At 46.4% G+C, this 23,078-nt stretch carries 24 protein-coding genes; 15 read left to right on the forward strand and 9 right to left on the reverse strand.

Translation table 11 applies throughout. The features are described 5' to 3' along the window. The first annotated feature begins 135 nt into the window (after positions 1-135). Complete coding sequence (gene cax / locus NYE53_RS04340) at positions 136-1,191, forward strand: calcium/proton exchanger (protein ID WP_003242902.1); 1,056 nt, start codon at positions 136-138, stop codon at positions 1,189-1,191. 70 nt (positions 1,192-1,261) lie between these two features. Next, positions 1,262-2,056: a YfkD famly protein gene (locus NYE53_RS04345; protein ID WP_003233657.1), complete on the forward strand. Its 795-nt coding sequence runs from the start codon at positions 1,262-1,264 to the stop codon at positions 2,054-2,056. A 38-nt stretch (positions 2,057-2,094) separates the two neighbouring features. Here the strand turns inward: NYE53_RS04345 and mscC are convergent, their stop codons facing one another. Both mscC and yfkAB read right to left on the reverse strand, forming a co-directional pair. Continuing rightward, on the reverse strand, positions 2,095-2,937 hold the full coding sequence (mscC, locus tag NYE53_RS04350; RefSeq protein ID WP_327828958.1) for a mechanosensitive ion channel protein MscC: 843 nt from the start codon (positions 2,935-2,937) through the stop codon (positions 2,095-2,097). Next, the gene (yfkAB, locus tag NYE53_RS04355; protein ID WP_003233655.1) at positions 2,938-4,059 is read right to left on the reverse strand and encodes a radical SAM/CxCxxxxC motif protein YfkAB; all 1,122 of its coding nucleotides are present in this window, start codon (positions 4,057-4,059) and stop codon (positions 2,938-2,940) included. It lies immediately after the preceding gene. Positions 4,060-4,203: 144 nt separating this feature from the next. Between yfkAB and NYE53_RS04360 the strand changes: the two genes are divergently transcribed. Together NYE53_RS04360 and pdaA are read left to right on the forward strand one after the other, a co-directional pair. Beyond that, positions 4,204-4,389, forward strand: a complete 186-nt coding sequence (locus NYE53_RS04360) for an SE1561 family protein (RefSeq protein WP_003223132.1) — start codon at positions 4,204-4,206, stop codon at positions 4,387-4,389. 100 nt (positions 4,390-4,489) lie between these two features. Further along, positions 4,490-5,281, forward strand: a complete 792-nt coding sequence (pdaA, locus tag NYE53_RS04365; RefSeq protein ID WP_032726648.1) for a delta-lactam-biosynthetic de-N-acetylase — start codon at positions 4,490-4,492, stop codon at positions 5,279-5,281. A gap of 37 nt (positions 5,282-5,318) precedes the next feature. Here pdaA and NYE53_RS04370 read toward each other — a convergent pair whose 3' ends face one another. Together NYE53_RS04370 and corA are read right to left on the reverse strand one after the other, a co-directional pair. Continuing rightward, positions 5,319-6,179 carry an NAD(P)-dependent oxidoreductase gene (locus NYE53_RS04370; RefSeq protein WP_128740130.1) on the reverse strand — a complete coding sequence of 287 codons (861 nt, stop codon included), beginning with the start codon at positions 6,177-6,179 and terminating at the stop codon, positions 5,319-5,321. Positions 6,180-6,277: 98 nt separating this feature from the next. Next, positions 6,278-7,237 (reverse strand): magnesium/cobalt transporter CorA, encoded by a 960-nt coding sequence (corA, locus tag NYE53_RS04375; RefSeq protein ID WP_014663214.1) that lies wholly within the window; start codon positions 7,235-7,237, stop codon positions 6,278-6,280. A 117-nt stretch (positions 7,238-7,354) separates the two neighbouring features. Here corA and NYE53_RS04380 point away from each other — a divergent pair, with 117 nt between their 5' ends. The 11 genes from NYE53_RS04380 (at position 7,355) to NYE53_RS04430 (ending at position 19,515) form a co-directional block, all read left to right on the forward strand. Then, positions 7,355-8,218, forward strand: coding sequence for a DNA-3-methyladenine glycosylase (locus tag NYE53_RS04380; protein ID WP_339247472.1), 864 nt, complete (start codon positions 7,355-7,357; stop codon positions 8,216-8,218). 113 nt (positions 8,219-8,331) lie between these two features. Continuing rightward, positions 8,332-9,732 (forward strand): 23S rRNA (uracil(1939)-C(5))-methyltransferase RlmD, encoded by a 1,401-nt coding sequence (gene rlmD, locus NYE53_RS04385; RefSeq protein ID WP_071578304.1) that lies wholly within the window; start codon positions 8,332-8,334, stop codon positions 9,730-9,732. 423 nt (positions 9,733-10,155) lie between these two features. Continuing rightward, complete coding sequence (locus NYE53_RS04390) at positions 10,156-11,133, forward strand: tRNA-dihydrouridine synthase (RefSeq protein WP_021481196.1); 978 nt, start codon at positions 10,156-10,158, stop codon at positions 11,131-11,133. A 173-nt stretch (positions 11,134-11,306) separates the two neighbouring features. After that, positions 11,307-11,759, forward strand: a complete 453-nt coding sequence (locus NYE53_RS04395; protein ID WP_198878913.1) for a DUF6884 domain-containing protein — start codon at positions 11,307-11,309, stop codon at positions 11,757-11,759. Positions 11,760-11,788: 29 nt separating this feature from the next. After that, on the forward strand, positions 11,789-12,478 hold the full coding sequence (locus NYE53_RS04400; protein WP_339247475.1) for a hypothetical protein: 690 nt from the start codon (positions 11,789-11,791) through the stop codon (positions 12,476-12,478). A 230-nt stretch (positions 12,479-12,708) separates the two neighbouring features. After that, entirely contained in the window at positions 12,709-13,710 is a 1,002-nt protein-coding gene (acoA, locus tag NYE53_RS04405; RefSeq protein WP_003242898.1) for an acetoin:2,6-dichlorophenolindophenol oxidoreductase subunit alpha, read from the forward strand. 3 nt (positions 13,711-13,713) lie between these two features. Then, a complete protein-coding gene (acoB, locus tag NYE53_RS04410; RefSeq protein WP_087962013.1) occupies positions 13,714-14,742 on the forward strand; it encodes an acetoin:2,6-dichlorophenolindophenol oxidoreductase subunit beta in 1,029 nt (342 codons plus the stop codon). 13 nt (positions 14,743-14,755) lie between these two features. Beyond that, a complete protein-coding gene (gene acoC / locus NYE53_RS04415) occupies positions 14,756-15,952 on the forward strand; it encodes an acetoin dehydrogenase complex dihydrolipoyllysine-residue acetyltransferase (protein ID WP_339247478.1) in 1,197 nt (398 codons plus the stop codon). A 20-nt stretch (positions 15,953-15,972) separates the two neighbouring features. Beyond that, positions 15,973-17,349 (forward strand): acetoin dehydrogenase complex dihydrolipoyl dehydrogenase, encoded by a 1,377-nt coding sequence (acoL, locus tag NYE53_RS04420; RefSeq protein ID WP_339247480.1) that lies wholly within the window; start codon positions 15,973-15,975, stop codon positions 17,347-17,349. A 115-nt stretch (positions 17,350-17,464) separates the two neighbouring features. Beyond that, on the forward strand, positions 17,465-19,282 hold the full coding sequence (gene acoR, locus NYE53_RS04425; protein WP_339247482.1) for an acetoin dehydrogenase operon transcriptional activator AcoR: 1,818 nt from the start codon (positions 17,465-17,467) through the stop codon (positions 19,280-19,282). Positions 19,283-19,335: 53 nt separating this feature from the next. Then, positions 19,336-19,515: a small acid-soluble spore protein H gene (locus tag NYE53_RS04430; protein ID WP_003244276.1), complete on the forward strand. Its 180-nt coding sequence runs from the start codon at positions 19,336-19,338 to the stop codon at positions 19,513-19,515. 36 nt (positions 19,516-19,551) lie between these two features. Here the strand turns inward: NYE53_RS04430 and NYE53_RS04435 are convergent, their stop codons facing one another. The 5 genes from NYE53_RS04435 to NYE53_RS04455 are packed head-to-tail and all read right to left on the reverse strand — an operon-like array spanning position 19,552 to position 23,074. Continuing rightward, positions 19,552-19,881, reverse strand: coding sequence for a YnfA family protein (locus NYE53_RS04435; protein WP_010886445.1), 330 nt, complete (start codon positions 19,879-19,881; stop codon positions 19,552-19,554). Between the two features lie 49 nt (positions 19,882-19,930). Further along, complete coding sequence (locus NYE53_RS04440) at positions 19,931-20,473, reverse strand: YfjD family protein (RefSeq protein WP_268553784.1); 543 nt, start codon at positions 20,471-20,473, stop codon at positions 19,931-19,933. Positions 20,474-20,482: 9 nt separating this feature from the next. Next, positions 20,483-21,040 carry a YfjD family protein gene (locus NYE53_RS04445; RefSeq protein WP_003244496.1) on the reverse strand — a complete coding sequence of 186 codons (558 nt, stop codon included), beginning with the start codon at positions 21,038-21,040 and terminating at the stop codon, positions 20,483-20,485. A 31-nt stretch (positions 21,041-21,071) separates the two neighbouring features. After that, positions 21,072-21,839 (reverse strand): hypothetical protein, encoded by a 768-nt coding sequence (locus tag NYE53_RS04450; RefSeq protein WP_339247486.1) that lies wholly within the window; start codon positions 21,837-21,839, stop codon positions 21,072-21,074. 11 nt (positions 21,840-21,850) lie between these two features. Beyond that, positions 21,851-23,074, reverse strand: a complete 1,224-nt coding sequence (locus NYE53_RS04455) for a hypothetical protein (protein ID WP_003243998.1) — start codon at positions 23,072-23,074, stop codon at positions 21,851-21,853. Between the last annotated feature and the right edge of the window lie 4 nt (positions 23,075-23,078).

A 23,078-nucleotide genomic window follows, 5' to 3' on the forward strand; every position in this document is an offset into this window, starting at 1 on the left:
GATCGTACAACGTTTTCCAAAAGCAGGCAACCTGAAAAAAGCCTATATCACGCTATACATTTGCCCTCGTGTAATCATGAAGGTTTTTGTGAAGAATAAAAATAAAACAAGTCATAAAAAAGGAGCTATTTCACCATGAATCGTATCTTTTTTATTTTAGTGGCGGCCGGTGTTCCGCTTTCTGTGATTGGCAGTTTGATGCATTGGCCTTCCGCGGTTCTATTTGCCGTTTATTGCGTGACGATTATCGCGCTTGCAAGCTATATGGGGAGGGCGACAGAATCACTGTCCATCATTGCAGGACCGCGTATCGGCGGTTTGTTGAACGCCACCTTCGGGAATGCGGTGGAGCTGATTATTTCCCTTTTTGCATTAAAAGAAGGCCTGACAGGAATCGTGCTTGCCTCTTTAACCGGTTCAGTGCTGGGGAACCTGTTGCTGGTAGCGGGCCTATCGTTTTTTGTCGGCGGTTTAAAATATAAGCGGCAGGAATTTAATATCCATGATGCCCGCCATAACTCCGGGCTTCTGATTTTTGCCATCATTGTCGCCTTTGTGATTCCGGAGGTATTCTCTGTTGGTATGGGAAACGCCAGCAAGCTCAATTTAAGCATCGGCATCAGCATCATTATGATTCTGTTGTATGTGGCGGCGCTGTACTTTAAACTTGTCACGCATCGGGGCGTTTATCAGCCGAATAATGCCGCTCAGACTGAAGAAGAGGAAGAGCCGGAATGGTCAGGGAAGGTTGCGACGATTGTCTTGTTTGCGGCAACGATTGTGGTTGCATACATATCCGAAAACCTGGTCCATACCTTTCACTCGGTTGCTGAACAGTTCGGGTGGAGCGAGCTGTTTATCGGGGTCATCATCGTGGCGATTGTAGGAAATGCGGCGGAGCACGCGTCAGCGATTATTATGGCCTTCAAAAATAAAATGGACATTGCGGTTGAAATTGCAGTCGGCTCTACGCTGCAGATCGCTATGTTTGTCGCACCGGTTCTCGTCATCTGTTCTATCTTTTTTCCGACAAGCATGCCGCTTGTATTTACATTGCCTGAGCTCGTCGCGATGGTATCAGCAGTTCTCTTGATGATTGCGATTTCAAATGACGGGGATTCCAACTGGTTTGAAGGGGCGACACTGCTTGCTGCATATGTCATTATGGCGATCGGCTTTTTCCTTCTTTAACCTGAAAAAATGATGGATAACAACAAAGCGGGATGAAAAGACTAAGGGAAAATGCCATAGAAAGAGTGATATGATGAAAAAGCTATTTCATTCCACACTTATCGTGTTGTTATTCTTTAGTTTTTTCGGCGTTCAGCCCATCCACGCGAAAAAGCAGTTTAAGGTTCCTAATTCTGTCGCAAGCATTTCAAAGGAAAACACGTATCCGAATGCTTCACAGGATCAGCCAATGCTTCAGCCGAGCAAGCTGGCAAAGGAATTGCTCGATCATTCTGAGGTGAAGATTGAAAATCCGCATCTCATCAAAATGCTGAATGAATCCAACATATCCGGCACACCGCTTGCAGTAGGGTACCGGGCGACAATATTTCTCGGGAAATGGGCGCTCGGCTATGAATCAAATGAAACAGTCGCAAACTGGGAATATAAAAAAATCAATACAAACCGTGCGGATAACCGCGGCGGGAAAGAAACGGCTGAAATGCATTATGCCCAGGAACAGCAGTACAGAGTGAAGGGCGGCCTGACAGCTAAAGTTCCAAATGCTGAAGATGTCAAAAGCATGATGATGCAAAAAGCAATGAAGAAAACGAACCTTCCGCTTGCATTTGAGACGGTCATTGGGGCTGGCACAAAACGGGATCAGATTTATAAAGTCGCTCCTAAAAAAATCGGTTATCTACATGCATATGCACCGGCTGTGAATGAAAAAGGAAAAGTGACTTACGGAGAAGTGTACTTAGTGCTGAAAGGAAATAAACGCAAACTCGTCGTGAAAAATGTCACGTCACAGGGCATCGGCGCGTGGATTCCGGTTCAAGATCATGTCACATTTGGCTTTCAGCTTTCCTCACTGCCAAGATAAATAAAAAACTGATTCCAACTCGGAATCAGTTTTTTTGTTTATTGGGTTCTCTCGATTCGGACCGCTTCCTCAAGCATTTGCACATTGTTTTGGTAGAGCTGGCGAACGAGAACCCGTCTGACTGCAAGGCTGGCACTGAAATAATCATCATCTTTCACCATGCCTTTAACCGTAAATTCGACGCCGCGATTGATTTTATTCAATGCGGTGATGCCGTGGATTTGAAATGGTTCTGTCGGATTGCCGAATTCATCCCGCTTCAATGAATCACGAAGCTCTACATTCAGCATGTCACATGCCTCTTCCAACACGCTGTACACGCGGTCCGGATCTTCTTTAAAGCTGATAAGAAAGGATTCGGTAATCCGCATAAAATCAATATTATAGTTCTCTATTTGTCTGACCTCGCCGTTGCTGATGGTGAGCAGCTTCCCGCTCCATTCCCGGATTTGCAGCGAGCGAAGGCCGATCTCCTCCACTGTTCCGTTGAACAAGTTGTTGACGGTGACATAATCGCCTTTGTGCAGCTGGCGTTCATATATTAAGAACACACCAGCCAGCACATCTTTGATCAGCGATTGGGCGCCAAAACCGATCACGATACCTGCTACGCCCGCCCCGGCCAATATCTTGCCGAAATCATGCACAAATAAAGAAATAACGTAAAAGATAAAACCAATTGTCGCCGTATACTGGGTGACAGAACGGACAAGGCTTTCAATCGTTTTTTCCTTTTTTTCTTCAATAAAGTCCGTCCGTTTAAAAAATAGCTGTACCAGCTGGTTGATGATAAAGACACCGATCCAAAGGATAACCGCAACGAGGAGAATATCGACGATTTTATTTTGAAAAATCTCCGTAAGTGTTTCTTTCATCCGCATCTAACTCCTGGCTTGGCGTTTTGTGAAGTCTGTATCCTGATAATAACTGTTTTTGACAAGAACATTCGGTCCGAGGCACCGGACATTCGGGCAGTGGCAACTCAGTTCTTTCGCAAGCTTGGTCTCTCTCCACTTTTCATAGGCGGAAGGGAGGCTGTCCGTCTGAATGTTGCCAAGCGGCGGGGTATCACCGAAATCGGTCACGATAATGTTTCCGTCGAAAATGTTCACATTCAGGCGGGACCGGCCGTCAGGGTCATTTCGCACTGTGACGTTTTTCGCCGCGCGAAGCCGGCGAAGCAGCTTTTGGTCGTCTTCGTCCGGACTGCAGGCATAAAACGGCAGTGTTCCGAACAGCATCCACGTATTTTCATCACGAATATCCAGCAAGCGGTGAATCGCCTGTCTCATCTCTTTCAGGCTGAGGGATTCAAGAGCGCTTGCGAAATCGCTTGGATACATTGGATGGACCTCGTGACGCTGACATTTCATATCTTCTGTGATTTGGCGGTGAATATGCTCAATATGCGGAAGTGTTCGTTTGTTCAGCATCGTTTCCGCAGATACCATTACTCCGGCATCCACGAGCGTGCGGCTGTTTTCGATCATTTTTTCAAAATAGCGCGCGCGCTGTTCGAAGGTCGGTTTTCTGTCCATCATGGCAAAGCCGATTTCAGCAAAATCTTCAACTGTACCCCAGTTATGAGAAATATGTAGCACATCGAGATATGGAATGATCCATTCGTACCGCTCGATGTCGAGGGTCAGATTTGAATTAATTTGTGTCCGCACACCCCGTTCATGGGCATATTTCAATAAAGGAACAACATATTCTTTTACTGATTTCAACGAAAGCATCGGCTCTCCGCCTGTGATGCTGATGGATCTGAGGCGCGGGATTTCCTCCAGCCGTTTTAACAGAAGATCTATTGGCAGAGCATTCGGGTCTTTAGGCTGCAATGTATAGCCTACAGCACAATGCTCGCATCTCATATTGCAAAGTGTCGTCGTTGTGAATTCAACGTTTGTCAGCTGCATGTCTCCGTATTGGTCAACATCCATATAGGCTTCCCAAGGGTCAAACTCGGGCGTAATCGGACGCAGCTTCGTGTTTTGTGTCATGACTATCTAACTCCTTTATAAATGGGCATACTAACGCTGCCAACAGTTAATTTTAGACCTGATTTGCCAAGATCGCAAGTGGCGCGGCGATTGAAAAACGGCAAAAAATGAGCTACCATAATAAAAAATGAATGGAGGAACAGAATGGGGAACGCCGTAAACAATAAAGATCAGCAGATTGATTATTTAAAGAACAGACTTGACATGTTTATGAACGTCATCGATTCATTAGACCCTGAAGCAACCGACGTTGAAGATATAGACAGGCTCATCAGCATGCTTGATGACCTGGAAGCCAAATACGAACGTTTTAAAAAAGATTGGGAATAAAACCGCGCGCCCGCCGCGGTTTTTTTATTGGCATAAAGCAACAGTATAAAACAAAGCCCCTATCTGTAAAATAAGAAAAAATGCAGAAGGAGCGCTGGCCATGAAGTGGATGTGTTCAATATGCTGCGCCGCCGTATTGCTTGCCGGAGGTGCAGCACAGGCGGAAGCGGTGCCGAATGAGCCGATTAATTGGGGCTTTAAACGAAGTGTCAATCATCAGCCGCCAGATGCCGGGAAGCAGCTGAACCGCTTAATTGAAAAATATGATGCGTTTTATTTAGGGAATACAAAGGAAAAAACGATTTACTTAACGTTTGATAACGGGTATGAAAATGGCTATACGCCAAAAGTGCTTGATGTCTTAAAAAAACATCGCGTAACAGGAACGTTTTTTGTCACCGGGCATTTCGTAAAGGACCAGCCTCAGCTGATTAAACGAATGTCAGATGAGGGCCATATTATCGGCAACCATTCCTTTCACCATCCGGATTTAACGACAAAAACAGCTGATCAGATTCAGGATGAGCTTGATTCAGTCAACGAAGAGGTTTATAAAATTACGGGAAAGCAGGACAACCTGTATTTGCGTCCGCCACGCGGCGTGTTCAGTGAGTACGTACTGAAAGAAACGAAACGCCTCGGCTATCAAACTGTTTTCTGGTCGGTCGCTTTTGTTGATTGGAAAATCAACAACCAAAAGGGGAAGAAATATGCCTACGATCATATGATCAAGCAGGCGCACCCGGGAGCCATTTACCTGCTTCACACCGTATCGAGGGACAATGCAGAAGCGCTGGATGACGCGATTACAGATCTGAAAAAACAGGGCTACACATTTAAAAGCATTGATGATCTGATGTTTGAGAAAGAAATGAGGCTGCCGTCTTTGTAAAAGAGAAAGACCTCTCCTGGAACGGAGAGGCTTTTCTTTATTTTATACATTTAATCAGTGCAGCCCAGTCCAGATCCCCGAAGCCTTTCTCAATCCCGCTTTCAAAATGGCTCTTGGCCAGCTCGGCAAGAGGAAGATTTGCAGAAACCTGTTTTGCGGCGGCGAGTGCCAGGTTGGTATCCTTCAGCCCTAAAGACATTTTGAAGCCGGCCGGTTCAAATTTCTGCTCGGCCATAATGGTTCCGTAATTTTGATAAACTGGAGAACCAAAGAGCGCGCTGGCGATTTCTAAAAATTGTTTTTGTTCTAAGCCGTATTTCTCCATCATTAAAAAGGATTCAGATAACGCCTCCAGCATGGACACGAGCAAGAAATTGATGCTGATTTTGGCTGCATTTGCCGTCTTGCTTTCTTCGCCGACGTCAAATACCTGCTGGCTCAGGCTGTCGAGCAGAGGCTTGGCAGCTTGCTTTGCTTCCGCCGGTCCGGCTGTTATGATACGGAGCGCGGCTTTGGCTGCGGCATCCGGTCTGCCAAGAACAGGAGCGGCGAGAAAAAATTGTCCTTTCTCTGCATGAGCTGCTGCGAGCTTTTCTGAGAACTCAACACTGATTGTGCTCATCGAGATGTGAATGCCGTTCTCTGCTAATCCTTCAAGCAGCCCGTCTTCTCCGAATGTCACGGTGCTGACAGAATCATCATCTGCAAGCATTGTGATGACAATATCAGCGGACTTTGCCGCCAGCCGCGGTGTATCAGCTGCCTGTGCGCCTTTTGTGACAAATTCTTCTGTCTTTTGTTTCGTCCGGTTATATACAGTCAATTCGTAGCCTGCTTGAAGAACATTTCGGGCAATGGGCTGTCCCATATTGCCGAGTCCGATGACAGCAATTTTCAATCTGATCACTCCCTGAATATTTTTTCCATTATAAACAATATGAACAGAATATGCATAGCGATCGGCTTACAACAAAAAAGAACAGCTGCTCGCTGTCCTCATTTAAAAATATTGAACCATCCTTTATGTACAAACCAAATCAGCATCCCGATCACAAGCGCGGCCATCAGGCCAAGTACAGCAAAATATCCGTATTTCCAATGCAGCTCCGGCATGAAGTCGAAATTCATACCGTATACACCGGCAATAAAGGTGAGCGGGATGAAAATGGTCGACACTATCGTCAGTGTCATCATAATCGCATTCATCCGGTTTGAGTTTAGCGTCACGTAGCTGTCACGCAAATCGGACGTCATGTCCCGGTTGGATTCCACAATTTCAGACAACTTTAACAAATGATCATATATGTCGCTGAAGTAGGCTTTCGTTTCCCGCTGCTCTTTCACATGGTCAAGGCTTAAAATCCGATAGAGCAAATCACGCATCGGGATAATTGTCCGTCTCAAATGCAATAGGTCTGTTCTGAGTTCAAACACCTCGTTCATCAGCGTTCCATACGTTTTGTGAGAGCGGCTTTCTTCGATTTCATTCAGCCGGTCCTCAATTTTATACACGAGAGGAAAATATTCATCGACAAGCTGATCCATGATCATATAAGAAATATGCCCAGGCCCTTTTTTCAATATGTCCGGTGAAGCATACAAACGCTCCCGGACTTTGGCGATACCGGGCGTTTCGTGTAAATGAAAGGTAACGATAAATTGTTCGCCTTGAAAAATATCGACTTCCTCCGTCTCAAGTGTTTCCTTATTCAGCGCATGAATCACGTAAAAACGATAGCCGTCATAATGGTCAAGCTTCGGCCGTTGCATGTGCTGGAAGCAATCCTCAATGGCAAGCGGATGAAAATGAAAAAAATCTCTCAATAACGCCGTTTCCGTATCCTCCGGGCCGTAAAAATCAACCCAGTACCATGCAATATCAGGCTGTTCCACTCGTTCGATCGGTATATTTTTCAGCAGCTGATGCTCTGTTGTGATTGCGGTAATGTTGATCATAAACAACCCTCCACCTGCCATTATATCATGCGGTCTTTATGAGAAAAGTATACGGTACTCTCTGCCTAATTCCAGCGGCATGTTATACTGAACAAAAACGGAAAAAGGATGGATCTCATGTGGAAGGAAAAAGTATCTGTCACGCCTCCGTATCATTTTGACCGCGTGCTGGACAGGCTGTCTTTAGACCCCCTCAATGCTGTTGATCGAGAGGCGAGGGAAGTCCGTGTGCCAATCAGAAATCAAGCAGGGGACGTATGTATTGTAAAGGTACAGGCGTTAGGCCATGCGGGCGAGCCTGAGTTCCTCGTCAGCGGGGAAACGGATCAGGAAGAAATGATGAAGGAAATCAAGCGGATTTTTCAATGGGAAAATCATTTGAAGCACGTTCTGGATCACTTTTCAAAAACGAGCCTGTCCGCCATTTTTGAAGAGCATGCCGGGACGCCGCTTGTTCTGGACTATAGCGTGTACAACTGCATGATGAAATGCATTATCCACCAGCAGCTTAATCTTTCCTTCGCTTACACGCTAACAGAACGATTTGTTCATGCGTTTGGCGAGCAGAAGGATGGCGTGTGGTGCTATCCAAAGCCGGAAACGATTGCAGAACTCGAGTATCAGGATCTGCGTGATCTGCAATTCAGCATGAGAAAAGCGGAATACACCATTGATACATCAAGGATGATCGCAGAAGGCACACTCAGCTTGTCAGAGCTGCCGCATATGGCGGATGAAGACATTATGAAGAAACTGATCAAAATCAGGGGTATCGGCCCGTGGACCGTGCAAAATATCCTCATGTTCGGACTTGGCCGTCCCAATTTATTCCCGCTTGCCGATATCGGCCTCCAGAATGCCATCAAACGCCACTTTCAGCTGGACGATAAGCCGGCAAAGGATGTCATGCTGGCGATGAGCAAGGAGTGGGAGCCTTATTTAAGCTATGCGTCTTTGTATTTGTGGAGGAGTATAGAATAATTCGTCTGACAATGAAGGAAATCCTGCAAACGTGTTATACTAGAAAGATGTGAAAAAACCATTTCACTTTCTGCCATCTGCAGAAAGCTTCATATAGAAACGGAGAGAACAACGTGAACCAACAAAAGAAACAGGCGCCCGTCGAACTGAAGGTCGGACAAACCTTTCCGCTGACGATTAAGCGTCTCGGCATTAACGGAGAAGGTGTCGGCTATTTTAAGAAAAAAGTCGTCTTCGTGCCCGGCGCGCTTCCTGGCGAAGAAGTTGTTGTGCAGGCCACAAAGGTCCAGCCGAAGTTTTCGGAGGGCCGCATTAAGAAAATCCGCAAGGCATCTGAGCACCGGGTGGCACCGCCTTGCCCCGTGTACGAACAATGCGGCGGCTGTCAGCTTCAGCACCTTGCATACAGCCAGCAGCTTCGGGAAAAACGCGATATCGTCATTCAGTCTCTTGAACGCCATACGAAGTTTAAAGTTGAAAACATGGAAATCAAAGAAACGATTGGCATGGACAACCCGTGGAATTACCGCAATAAAAGCCAATTCCAGATCGGGCGCTCGCAAAGCGGCAGCATCATCGCCGGCTTATACGGCCTTGATTCTCATGACATCGTTCCGATTAAAGACTGTATCGTTCAGCATCCGGCAACGAACAAAACAACAGGCATCGTCCGCCGCATTTTAGAGGACTTCAATGTGTCTGTTTATAATGAAAGAAAACGAAAAGGCGACGTTCGCACGATCGTGACGAGAGTCGGCTTTGAAACAGGCGAAGTGCAGGTCGTGCTTGTAACCGCAAAAGAAACGCTTCCGCACAAGGAAGAAATCGTCAAAGCGATTCAAAAGCGATTGCCAGAGGTCAAATCCATTATTCAGAATGTAAATGGTGCGAAAACTTCAGTGATTTTTGGCGAGAAAACAAAACCGCTCGCCGGAAAAACAGTGATTCAAGAAGTGCTCGGCGACGTATCTTTTGAATTGAGCGCCCGCGCTTTCTTCCAGCTCAACCCGGAACAGACCGTCAAGCTGTATGATGAAGTGAAAAAAGCGGCGCAGCTGACCGGAAAAGAAAAAGTCGTTGATGCGTATTGCGGCGTCGGCACTATCGGCATGTGGGTGGCGGACGGAGCGAAGGAAGTCCGCGGCATGGACGTCATCAAGGAATCAATTGACGATGCTAAGAAAAACGCCAAAAAACACGGCATGGCAAATGCCACATACGTAACAGGAACAGCCGAACACTGGCTCCCGAAATGGACGAAAGAAGGCTTCCGCCCGGACGTCGTCATTGTAGACCCGCCAAGAACGGGCTGTGACAGCACGTTCCTGGACACGATCAAAAAAGTCAAACCGAAACGCTTCGTCTACGTTTCCTGCAATCCATCCACGCTTGCTAAGGATTTGCAGACACTGTCGAAGGACTATCGCGTGGACTATATTCAGCCTGTCGATATGTTTCCGCAGACGGCGCATGTTGAAGCAGTGGCGAGACTTGTATTGAAATCGTCTCATTAATTCCTAATTAGATCTGGATTTCGGTAGAATGAACATTGCCGATTTCCGGGTCTTTTTCATGCATAGCCTGCCCGGACTATCTGTTCTTGAGATCACTAAAGATGGAAATTTGGTTGGAAAACTTTATGTTTACTCACACATAGTGTGTGGGTTTCAATTTTCACTTTTTGATCAGGTCATTTCTCGATTTTTCAGGAGTATAAAACCGAAATCAGGATCATGTACCTTACCGTATGCCCCAAACTGCCTTTTCTATTTTTCGGTTTACTTTTTAAGTGTAAAGAGTGAAATGTTCAAAATTTACTATAGATTGATAAGAAATGCTTTCGCATGCGATAAGTGTAAAAAGAAAGCATGGTCAGTTTTTAAATATTGAGATACAGGTATAGCTGTATCCTCTAATGAAAGGATTTGATTTTTGTTATGACAGAAAATTTCTGGCGTGAACTACCACGGCCATTTTTTGTACTGGCACCAATGGAAGATGTGACAGATGTTGTTTTCCGGCATGTAGTAAGTGAAGCAGGCAGACCGGATGTGTTTTTTACAGAGTTCACTAACTCAGAGAGCTATTGCCACCCGGATGGGAAGGATAGCGTGCGCGGCCGTTTGACTTTTACAGAGGATGAACAGCCAATTGTGGCCCATATATGGGGAGATAAGCCTGAAAACTTTCGTAAAATGAGTATTGGCATGGCAGAGTTAGGATTTAAAGGACTAGATATCAATATGGGCTGTCCTGTGCCTAATGTTGCGGGGAATGGAAAGGGAAGCGGCCTTATTTGCCGTCCTGCAGTTGCGGCAGAATTAATACAAGCTGCAAAAGCAGGGGGATTGCCTGTAAGCGTGAAGACAAGACTTGGATACACGGATGTGGATGAATGGCGCGAGTGGCTGACACACATTTTGAAACAGGATATTGCGAATCTTTCTATTCATCTGCGTACAAGGGCAGAAATGAGCAAAGTAGATGCGCATTGGGAGCTCATCCCGGAGATTAAGAAACTTCGTGATGAGGTGGCACCAGATACACTTTTGACAATCAACGGAGATATCCCTGACCGCCAAACCGGCTTGAAACTTGCTGAACAATACGGTGTTGATGGAATTATGATAGGGCGCGGTATTTTTACAAATCCATTTGCCTTTGAAAAGGAGCCAAAAGAGCATAGCAGCAAGGAATTGCTTGATCTCTTAAGGCTGCATCTGGATCTCCATGACAAATATTCAGCATTAGAAGCCCGTCCGTACAAGCCTCTTCCTCGCTTTTTCAAAATTTATCTCCGCGGGTTCCGAGGGGCAAGTGAATTAAGAAATCAATGCATGAACACAAAGTCAACAGATGAAGTGCGTGCATTGCTCGACGACTTTGAGAGAAAGTATCTTGATGGGATAGAGTAACTGCAGTGCTTGATTCAAAAAAGGTTAACACAATTCTTGACTAAAATACCTGGATTTTCGGTAAATCCGGGTCTTTTTTGTACGCAGCTTTACTCAGCCTGTCTTTTCTCTAATTTATTGTAAGAAAATAATGGTATATTTAGTGGAGATATCTTATAAAGGGGGAGAGAAAAATGAAACGGCTATGCATCATCCCCTGCGGCAAGAAAAAAATCTGGGACGTCCAGCCTGATGCCGGGCCGGTAAGAGCAGAGGACGCTTATCTCAGCCCGTTTCATCAGGCGTGCGAGCGGTATGCGAAAGCATTTTTCGATGAGTGGGTGATTTTGTCGGCGAAGCATGGCTTTCTTCGCCCTAATGATCTCGTTTCGGGAAATTACGATGTCACTTTTGGCACCGGTCATCCGGAAATCATGACAGCGGACGAGCTAGGCCGTCAATTTCACGAAAAAGGCTTTTCTGATATCGAAGAGCTAGTCATGCTTGGCGGAAAAAAATATCGAAGCATTCTAAACGCCGTCATCGGAGAACACCAGCATATCAGCTGGCCGCTATCATCATACAAAGGCATAGGCTACATGCTCCAAGCGCTGAACCGGGCTGTTGAAGAAAAGCATGAACTGTAGCACATACATATGTGGAAAAGAGTGGGGACATGAAAAAACTTGTGTTTGGCTTGCTTGCCATTGCATTATTCGGATGCGGACTATATATCTATCATTTATGGTTCGGTGACCCATTTTCGAAAAATGCTGCAGAACAGAAGCTAGTCTCTTATGTGAAACAAACCTATCCTAAGAAAGAAATCAAGATCACGAATGGGGTATATAACGCTAAAACCTCTGAATATGTATTCGAAGCAACCTCCCAATCTCATCGCTACCCAATGTGTACGAAGGGATTTCTGCATCCTAAAGTAACGTGCGATGGAATTGAAGAAGCGTATACCGAATCAGTATCAAAACATGTAAATGAAGAAGCAACGAAGGCAATCGAAGCAGATCTGAAAAAAGCGGTTCCTCGACTTATAAAAGCTGATGCTGCTTTGAGTATTGAAAACGGACAGTTCACGTTAGATACAAAATGGAACAAACAGCTGGCTGAAAAAGCCCCTATGAGCATGACGATTCAGTTAGACGCCAGCGGGTTATCAAAAATAGATGCCGCAAAGATGGCGGAAACGGTTAGAAAAACGCTTAATGAAAAGGGATATACATACTCAAACGGCACGATAGACTGTATGCAGAAGGACGGGAACGGCGGTATCGGATATGTTAAATATTCAATTGATTTTCTTTCAAAAACAGCTATTCAGTCAAACGATGCAGAGGAACTAGGAAGTTAAAAAGATTTCCAAGGAAATAAATACGTCGATCATTGTCAAAGGCCGGGTGATATCCGGTCTTTTTTTGCATGCTGTAAAACGAGACAAATGAATCAGTTTGAGACAAAACGAGACACACGTCTCAAACTGTCTCCAAGGTGAAGACGAGAAGACTGATTTTACGGGCTCAAAAGACTGGCACACTTCTTGCATTTATAATGGTGAACCCTAAATAGAAGGAGGCGCACAAAATGAAATTGTTAAAACGAGAAGGCTTGTCATTAACTGAGGAAAAAGCGCTGTGGATGTACCAAAAGATGCTGGAGATCAGGGGCTTTGAAGACAAAGTGCATGAACTGTTCGCCCAGGGAGTGCTTCCCGGATTCGTTCATTTATATGCCGGTGAGGAAGCCGTGGCTGTAGGGGTGTGCGCTCATTTACATGATGGCGACAGCATTACAAGCACCCACAGGGGACATGGACATTGTATCGCCAAAGGCTGTGACCTGGACGGCATGATGGCGGAAATTTTCGGGAAAGCGACCGGATTGTGCAAAGGCAAGGGCGGTTCTATGCACATTGCGGATCTTGATAAAGGCATGTTAGGCGCAAATGGAATCGTCGGGGGCGGCTTTACGCTCGCATGCGGATCAGCGCTCACGGCTAAATATAAACAAACTAAAAATGTAAGCGTTTGCTTTTTCGGAGACGGGGCAAATAACCAAGGCACCTTCCACGAAGGGCTGAATTTAGCGGCTGTATGGAACCTTCCTGTCGTATTTGTTGCTGAAAACAACGGCTATGGCGAAGCTACCCCATTTGAGTACGCATCAGCCTGTGATTCAATCGCCGATCGGGCGGCTGCTTATAACATGCCGGGGGTTACAGTTGACGGCAAAGATATTTTAGCAGTTTACCAGGCAGCCGAGGAAGCGATAGAAAGAGCAAGAAACGGCGGCGGCCCGTCTTTGATTGAATGTATGACCTACAGAAACTACGGCCATTTCGAAGGAGATGCCCAAACCTATAAAACGAAGGATGAAAGAGTTGAGCACCTTGAAGAAAAAGATGCCATTCAAGGTTTTAAAAACTACCTTTTAAAAGAAACAGATGCTAATAAGCTGTCAGACATTGAACAGCGTGTCAGCGAATCGATTGAAAAAGCCGTCTCGTTCAGCGAAGACAGCCCATATCCAAAAGATTCGGAGCTGCTGACAGATGTGTATGTGTCATATGAAAAAGGAGGAATGTAAGAGATGGCGAGAGTCATAAGCATGTCAGACGCGATCAATGAAGCAATGAAGCTTGCGATGAGAAGAGATGAAAATGTGCTTTTGATCGGTGAGGATGTCGCCGGGGGAGCGGCGGTCGATCATTTGCAGGATGATGAAGCATGGGGCGGTGTATTAGGGGTCACAAAGGGACTGGTACAGGAATTCGGGCGCACAAGAGTGCTGGACACTCCGATTTCTGAGGCGGGTTATATGGGTGCGGCTATGGCTGCGGCATCAACCGGTTTGAGACCGATTGCCGAACTGATGTTTAACGATTTTATCGGCACTTGCTTTGATCAGGTGATCAACCAAGGGGCAAAATTCCGTTATATGTTCGGCGGAAAAGCGCAAGTGCCGATTACCGTCCGCACCACATACGGAGCAGGGTTCCGGGCCGCTGCCCAGCATTCACAATCGCTGTATGGCCTTTTCACGAGCATCCCTGGACTGAAGACAGTTGTTCCATCCAATCCGTATGATGCCAAAGGTCTTCTGCTTGCAGCAATAGAAGATAATGATCCGGTGTTCTTCTTTGAAGACAAAACGTCCTACAACATGAAGGGCGAGGTGCCGGAAGATTATTATACAATTCCGCTCGGAAAGGCGGACATCAAACGTGAAGGCAATGATGTCACGCTATTTGCAGTCGGCAAGCAGGTCAATACCGCGCTTGAAGCAGCTGCACAGCTTTCAGAGAGAGGCATCGAAGCTGAGGTGCTTGATCCCCGCAGTCTGTCTCCTCTGGATGAGGATGCGATTTTCACATCGTTAGAAAAAACAAATCGGCTGATCATCATTGATGAAGCCAATCCGCGATGCAGCATTGCCACGGATATTGCTGCGATTGTCGCTGACAAGGGCTTTGATTTGCTTGATGCGCCGATTAAACGGATTACAGCGCCGCATACACCGGTTCCGTTTTCACCAGTGCTTGAAGATCAATATTTGCCGACACCAGATAAAATTGTCAGCGTCACGCTTGAATTGCTTGGCGAGCCGGCAATGAATTAAAGGGGGGACACAAATGGCGGTAAAAGTAGTGATGCCAAAATTGGGAATGGCCATGAAACAAGGGGAAGTATCGATATGGAATAAAAAAGTAGGCGACCCGGTTGAAAAGGGAGAAAGCATTGCCAGCATTCAATCGGAGAAAATTGAAATGGAGATCGAAGCGCCTGAAAAAGGAACGCTGATCGACATCAAAGTGAAAGAGGGAGAAGAGGTTCCGCCCGGCACTGCAATCTGCTACATCGGGGACGCAAATGAGTCGGTGCAGGAAGAGGCAAGCAGGCCTGCTGCTGAAGACAGCGTGCCGCAAGCCGTCCAGCCCGTCAAACAAGAAAACAAACCCACAGCCTCCAAAAAAAATCGCTTGAAAATATCTCCAGTTGCGAGAAAAATAGCGGAAAAAGCGGGGTTAGACCTGAAACTGCTGAAAGGCACCGGACCAGGCGGAAGAATCGTGAAGGATGACGTGACAAAGGCGCTGGCTGAACAGAAAAAAGCTCAGGCAAAACCTGTTTCTGATCAGAAAGCGCAGGAAACCCCGGTGACAGGCATGAGAAAAGTCATCGCTGCCCGAATGCAGGAAAGCCTGGCAAACAGCGCGCAGCTGACGATCACGATGAAAGCTGATATCACCAAGCTTGCCACTCTTCAAAAACAGCTTTCACCAACTGCGGAAGAGAGATACGGCACAAAACTGACGATCACTCATTTTGTCTCAAGAGCCGCCGTTCTCGCTCTGCAAGCTCACCCTGTGCTGAACAGCTTTTATCAAAATGAGCGCATCATCACACATCCCCATGTGCACCTTGGTATGGCTGTAGCCTTGGAAAATGGCTTAGTGGTGCCTGTCATCCGCCATGCTGAAAAGCTATCGCTGATTAAACTGGCTCAATCCATCTCAGAAAATGCCAAAAAAGCACGCGAGGGACGTGCGGGAAGCGAAGAACTGCAAGGATCTACTTTCTCCATTACAAACCTTGGCGCGTTTGGAGTTGAGCATTTCACACCGATACTAAATCCGCCGGAAACAGGCATTCTCGGCATCGGAGCAAGCTATGACACACCGGTGTATCAAGGGGAGGCGATCGTCAGAAGCACGATCCTGCCACTCAGCCTGACATTTGATCACAGAGCGTGTGACGGCGCCCCTGCCGCTGCATTCCTGAAGGCGATGAAAACATATTTGGAAGAACCCGCAGCATTAATTTTATAGGAAAAGCAGGTGAAAACGACATGACATTAGCCATTATCGGCGGCGGACCTGCAGGCTATGCGGCTGCGGTTTCCGCGGCACAGCAGGGCAGAAACGTGCTGCTCATTGACAAAGGCAAGCTTGGGGGGACCTGCCTGAATGAAGGCTGCATCCCGACAAAGTCTTTGTTAGAAAGCGCAAACGTTCTTGATAAAATCAAGCATGCCGACAGCTTTGGGATCGAACTTCCGGCAGGTGCGATATCAGTCGATTGGAGTAAAATGCAAAGCCGAAAACAACAGGTTGTCAGTCAGCTTGTCCAAGGCGTTCAGTACCTAATGAAGAAAAATCAAATACAGGTTGTAAAGGGAACAGCCTCCTTTCTTTCTGAAAGAAAGCTCTTAATCGAAGGAGAAAACGGAAAAGAAATCAGAGAGGCTGATCAAGTATTGATTGCCTCCGGATCAGAGCCAATCGAGCTGCCTTTCGCTCCGTTTGACGGCGAATGGATCCTCGACAGCAAAGACGCGCTTTCTCTTTCCGAGATTCCGTCTTCACTAGTCATTGTCGGCGGCGGTGTCATCGGGTGTGAGTATGCAGGGCTGTTCGCCAGATTGGGATCGAAGGTGACCATCATTGAAACAGCGGACCAGCTGATCCCGGCTGAAGATGAAGATATTGCCCGTCTCTTTCAGGAGAAACTTGAGGAAGATGGTGTTGAAGTGCATACCTCATCCCGGTTAGAACGGGTGGATCAAGTGGACAAAACGGCCATTTGGAAAAGCGGGCAGCGAGAGTTTAAAACGAAGGCCGATTATGTGCTGGTGGCGATCGGCAGAAAACCCCGTCTTGACGGGTTACAGCTGGAACAGGCCGGAGTTGATTTTTCTCCAAAGGGCATTCCGGTGAATGGGCACATGCAGACGAACGTGCCTCATATTTACGCGTGCGGAGATGCTATAGGGGGCATTCAGCTCGCGCATGCCGCTTTCCATGAGGGCATCATCGCTGCTTCTCATGCTTCCGGAAGGGATGTCAAAATCAATGAGAAACATGTGCCGCGCTGCATCTATACGTCCCCGGAAATCGCGTGTATCGGAATGACAGAACGACAGGCAAGAAGCATATACGGCGATGTGAAAATTGGCGAATTTCCTTTTTCCGCAAACGGCAAGGCGCTCATTAAACAGCAAGCGGAAGGAAAGGTCAAAATCGTGGCTGAACCGGAATTCGGCGAAATCGTGGGCGTCTCGATGATTGGCCCGGATGTAACCGAGCTCATCGGCCAAGCGGCAGCGATCATGAATGGTGAGATGACGGCAGATATGGCGGAGCATTTTATCGCCGCCCATCCGACTTTATCGGAAACATTGCATGAGGCGCTGTTAAGCACGATCGGCCTTGCGGTACATGCATAATAAAGGAAAAAGCAGGCGCATGGATATAAGGCGCCTGCTTTTTTATTGTTGAAAGCGCTTTATTTTTCCCCTACAATAGATGAAAACGGCGTGTAAGGGAGGAGCGATCAAGGAAATGAATTCGGTCCCAAACGATTTGCAAACCTGGAAACGTTTTGTGAAAGACGGTGTGCTTGACGAAGCCCGATTAAGAAAACGGATTGCAGAGTCATGGCATCGCTGCAAAAAAGCTGAGGTCAATCCTTATTTAGAAAAAGGCCCGAAGGTTTTACAGCAAACGGAGCTGGATCAGCAGTCAAAAAAGCATTCATTCTTCCTGACGACCGCAAAGCCTTACCTCGAAAAACTGCTGCCTGCCATAAAAGAAATGGAAATGATGGCGCTGTTAATTGATTCGGACGGTGTTGTTCTGGCATTGGATGGCCATCCCCGCGCGCTCTATGAAGCCAAACGCATCAACTTTGTTGAAGGGGCATGTTGGACGGAAACGGCTGTCGGAACAAATGCGATTGGCACGGCGCTCCACATCAGCGAGCCGGTTGCGATACAAGGATCAGAGCATTACTCCATTGCTTCCCATCTTTGGAACTGTTCAGCCGCTCCGATTCACCATGAGGATGGCAGCCTTGCGGGTGTGATTGACATATCGTGTCCGGCGGCAGGCGCTCATCCTCATATGCTCGGTATTGCCACTGCGATCGCCTATGCAGCTGAACGGGAACTCGCAGCTAAAAGCCGTGAGAAAGAGCTCGAGCTGATCAGCCGTTTTGGAGAGAGAGCTGCATCCAGTGTGCCGATGGTGCTATGCAATAACAAGCAGCACATCATCAGTGCGAGCATACCGATTCGAACCTCAATGCCGGATTGGCAGGGCCGGCACCTGTATGAGTTGAAGGAACGGGGCTACTCAATCGAAAAAGCTGTCACCATAGGAGATGGCGGCACTTGTTTTTATCTTTCGGAACAAAAGAAAAAGAAGGTGTTTCGATTCAATGGAGTGATCGGGAAAAGCGGCCGATCGCAAGCGATGCTGATGAACCTTGAACGTGCAGCTGCGGCAGATGCAACGGTCTGTTTGTCGGGCGAAACTGGTACGGGAAAGGAAGTCGCGGCTCGCGCGCTTCATGAGAACAGTGAGAGACGGCACGGTCCGTTTGTTGCTGTCAATTGCGGAGCGATTCCGTCTGATTTGATTGAAAGCGAACTGTTCGGATATGCAGAGGGCGCTTTTACGGGAGCGAAACGAAATGGCTATAAAGGCGCCTTTCAAAAAGCGAATCAAGGCACATTATTTTTAGATGAAATCGGAGAAATTTCCCACTCGATGCAGGTTGCACTTTTACGGGTGCTTCAGGAACGCAAGATAACGCCAATCGGCGGGACGAAAGAAATTCCGGTTGATATCAGAGTTATTGCCGCCACACATTGTGATTTACGCGAGCTTGCCGAAAACGGAAAAATCAGAGAGGACTTGTTTTACCGTCTTCATGTCTATCCAATTGAACTCCCTCCATTACGCGATCGCACCGAGGATATCCCGGACCTCTTTGAGTACTACAAACAGAAGAATCATTGGCCAGGCGAACTTCCTTCTGATTTTTGTGATGTGCTGAAGCAATGGAAGTGGCCGGGGAATATCCGTGAGCTGTTTAATGTGTTTGAACGTCTTTCTATCAGATTTCCGGACGGCCGGCTGGGGGGTGAACCGCTTTCCGCTTTACTGGAAGCCGCTGGATTGCCGGCCAGCTCTGCAGAAAAAAAGCCGGCTGCTGCCGGCGTGCTTACTTTTCGTGAGCAAATCCAAAAAGATATGATGATCAAAGCGCTTGAATCTGCAAAAGGAAACGTCTCTCAAGCCGCAAAAATCAGCGGGATCCCCCGAAGCACTTTCTACAAACGCCTGAAAAAATTCAACTTGTCCGCTGAATCATAAAGCATACTTCCTTCAGGAAATGGAAACGTTATGTATTGAAGGAGGGTGTTACGATGAATATTCAAAGGGCGAAAGAAATTGTAGAATCTCCCGACATGAAGAAAGTAACATATAACGGCGTTCCTATTTACATTCAGCACGTGAATGAAGAAACTGGAACAGCAAGAATTTATCCGCTTGACGAACCGCAAGAGGAGCATGAAGTGCAGCTGAACAGCTTAAAAGAGGATTAAACAAAAATGGCCCGCTTCATAAGCAGGCCATTTTTGTTATCCGCGCGGCGCAAATAAAATAACACAGACACCGATGAGACAAATGAATGCGCCGATCCAGTCATACAGATCAGGTGTTTTCCGGTCAACAAGCCATCCCCACAGGACCGCAAGCACGATGAATACCCCGCCATAAGCGGCATATACACGGCCGAAAGATGGGAAGGACTGAAACGTAGGAAGAATGCCGTATACAATGAGGATCAGCGCCCCGGCGATTCCGTAGCCGGCTGGTTTTGCCTCTCTCAGCCATAGCCAAACCAGATATCCGCCGCCAATTTCGGCAAGCCCTGCCGCGAGAAATAAAAGAATGGTAATCAGCATCATGAGCACTCCTCAATTTGCATTTATCTTTCATTATAGAGGAGGAGAGCTTTTAAAGCTTCGGATGATTCTCAAATTCCTTCAAATACGCTTTTCGCTGAACCTCTGTAAATTGGCTGATCCAATTGTTTTGAGCCTCTTCATTCAAATGGGGAAGGATATAGCGTTCAACCGCTTCGAAAAACAGCGGATTCGCGATGATGTTCCAGGTCGGGATTCGAACGATTTTGCCGTCTGTTTTCTCGATGATAATATCCTCAAAAAAGATCCCTTTCAAACTGTATTGATGGCGTCCCATATAAAGCCGCTTCACCTCGGAAAACAGCACGCTGCGCTTTCTCGAGAAGATTTCGCCACTAGGTCCGGTCTTTATGCTGAAAATGACATTTCCACGGCTTGTGAACGCAGGAAAAGCCATAAAGAATGTGATCAATCCATAAATTATCGCCAGTAATCCGCCGCCCAAATAAAGCAGGGCATATTTAGATTCAAACGTGAGAGCTTCAGACACCAGCCAGACTCCCACAATAAAGGCGCCCCCTGTAGCGAGGAACAGCCAAGCCCTTAGAAACATCATGCTTTTTACTTCAATCATGTGCTGCCCCTAAAGCTTTGGATGATTCTCAAATTCCTTCAAATACGCACTGCGTTGGATGTCTGTAAACTGTCCGATCCAATTGCTTTTCGCCTCTTCATTCAGATGTGGAAGGATATAGCGTTCAACCGCTTCGAAAAACAACGGATTCGGAATGATGTTCCAAGTGGGAATGCGAATGGTCTTCTGATCAACGGTTTGGATCAATATATCTTCTTGGAAAATTCCTTTTAGACTAAATTTATGGCGGCTCATCTCAATTTTCTTTATATCAGTAAACGTAACAGACACTTTGTCAGTGAACACTTCTCCATTTTTTCCTGTCTTGATGCGAAAAATGGTATTTCCCCGCGGGGTGAAAGCCGGAAAGAAGATGATAAATAAATATAAACAAAACAAGGTGAACAGAAAGCCAGCAGGAATGGCTAATAGGTAATATTTCGTTTGAAACGTAATACCCATATAAAAGAGCCACAAACATGCTAATCCCATACCGGCAGATCCGACAAAAGCCCATATTCTCAGGAACATTTTGCTTTTGACTTCAATGATTTCTTGGTTTTTCAATGCTTTTCTCCTTTTGTTAATTCAATTCTTATCATTTTGAAATGATTTGATTTACAACATCCTTATGAGCAGGGAGGATAGAAAATTCATTCTGGGTGATGCCTGTGACAAGCCAAGTATGGTGGGCCCCCGGCAGGACAAATGCCATGTCAGCCACTTCAGGAGTGTTATCTTTGCCATATGCCAGACGCATAAGTGTATCCATTTTCCCTTTCCGCAAAGCCAGATCATTTGCAAATCGGGTAACGTCCTCTTGGTGGTCATGTTTTTCAAGGAACTCTTTTAGATATGAAGGGTTGTCTGAAGAGCCCTCCAAGAGTTTTTCAAATTCATTTGATGTCAATGTCACAATCGATTCTCTTTTATCCTCTGTATCTATTATATGTAAAAACTCATCTGTCTTAGCAAGTAACCCTTCACTTGATTCCATTTTTGTAATGCGATGGACTTGTTCATCAAAAAGGAGTTCGTGAGAGTAGGTGCCGAATTTTGATACATGGCAGGACACATTCTGTTCGGCGCCTTGCCCGTTAAATTTAGAAAGCTTCACTGTATAGTCAGCGTCGTTTAATACATGGATAAACGGACAGTACTCGTCCTTTAACCGATATTGATGGTTCCGATATTCCGCTGCATCCTTAGCTAAGAGTGAGCGGCAAGCTGCTTCGAACAAAGCGCCGAGCTGTTCATCTTCTATTTCCGGAAAATAGGCCTGCTTCAAGGCCATCCCCTGTTCAAAAAACCCTTCGCTGTAAAAGCAAAATAAGAGTTCTTCTATGCTAATTGTAAACTGCTTCATTTTTTATTCTCCTATCCAAATGAAAATTTCCCTTTAAGGAAATGGGTTGCGCCGTGTATAAGCGAATCCGCTGTTTTCTTTGCTTTTTCCATTCCTTTTTTCGCGCTGTCTATCCCTTTATGTATCGATTTATTCGCCGCATCTATGCCGTCATTCACTGATTTGACGACTTTGCCGGCTGATTCCAGCCCTTTTTTGGCTGTATCAACAACAGCATGGATCGGTTCTTTCAGCTTTAAGGCTGCTTTTTCGGCAAAACCGGCTGTATATTTGGCGATTTGTTCTCCGACGACTCCGCCAATGTATGAACCTGCTGCCCCAAGAAGGACAGTACCCACAGGTCCTGCAAAGCTTCCAATTGCACCGCCGATGACAGCACCAGCTGTGGCACCGCCGGCAACAAAAATCGTATTATTCACAGCATTCCCGACGGCCTTGGCGTTTTCACGCTTGAGAACTTCGGGTTTGTCCTGGTATTTTGCATAATTTTCAGCAATTTTCACGCCTGCTCCGAATGTTTCGGTCGCACCGGTAATCAGTGTGGCGGTAATGGCGTTTCCTTTCGCGAATCTCAAGCCCGTTTTTCCCACGTCCTTCAAAGTGGAGCGTACGCCGGCTTCATTAAGAAATCCTTTTGTGTAGCTTCTGACGCTGTTTGAAAAATCCACCGTGTCCTGAGGGAAGTATTTTGTAAACTTTTTATGTACCAAATCTGAAAATGGACGGTTTGTCTTTTTCAACAAATATTTAGGATTCAAAAGCACTCTTGCCGCTTTTTGATAACGTGAGCTGTCAACGGCCCTGGAAATATCCAAGAGCAGTTTTGAGTGCTGGGCTGTATGCAAGCCGCTTGGCTGTTTCACAAATTTTGTAAGCCCTAACCCGTAATATTTTCCCTGCGTCAGCATAAGAGCGGTTAAGCTAGTCATCGTACCGTATTTGTCGTAGGCATTGTAGAGCTTTCGCAAAATATCATCTTGTTCCACAAATTTATCGCCCGTTTTTCTGATGAAAATCTCATTGTCACTTAGCTTAGTGACGAGCGCTTTTCCTGAGCTCCACGCATCGCCCACTCCGGAAAAACAGCTGCTGTAGCGGGGATCGCATTGCAAAATCATCTGCCCCAGCTCCACATGCAGGTCCTTATATTTGTTTTCCATATCAGTTAATTCAGTGACTACATCATTTGCAAGCTGTTCGAGCTTATCCGGATCAACTGCAATGTTTCCTGACACACCG

This window comes from Bacillus sp. FSL R5-0523 (assembly GCF_037975295.1).
GTDB classification, from domain to species: Bacteria; Bacillota; Bacilli; order Bacillales; family Bacillaceae; genus Bacillus; species Bacillus subtilis.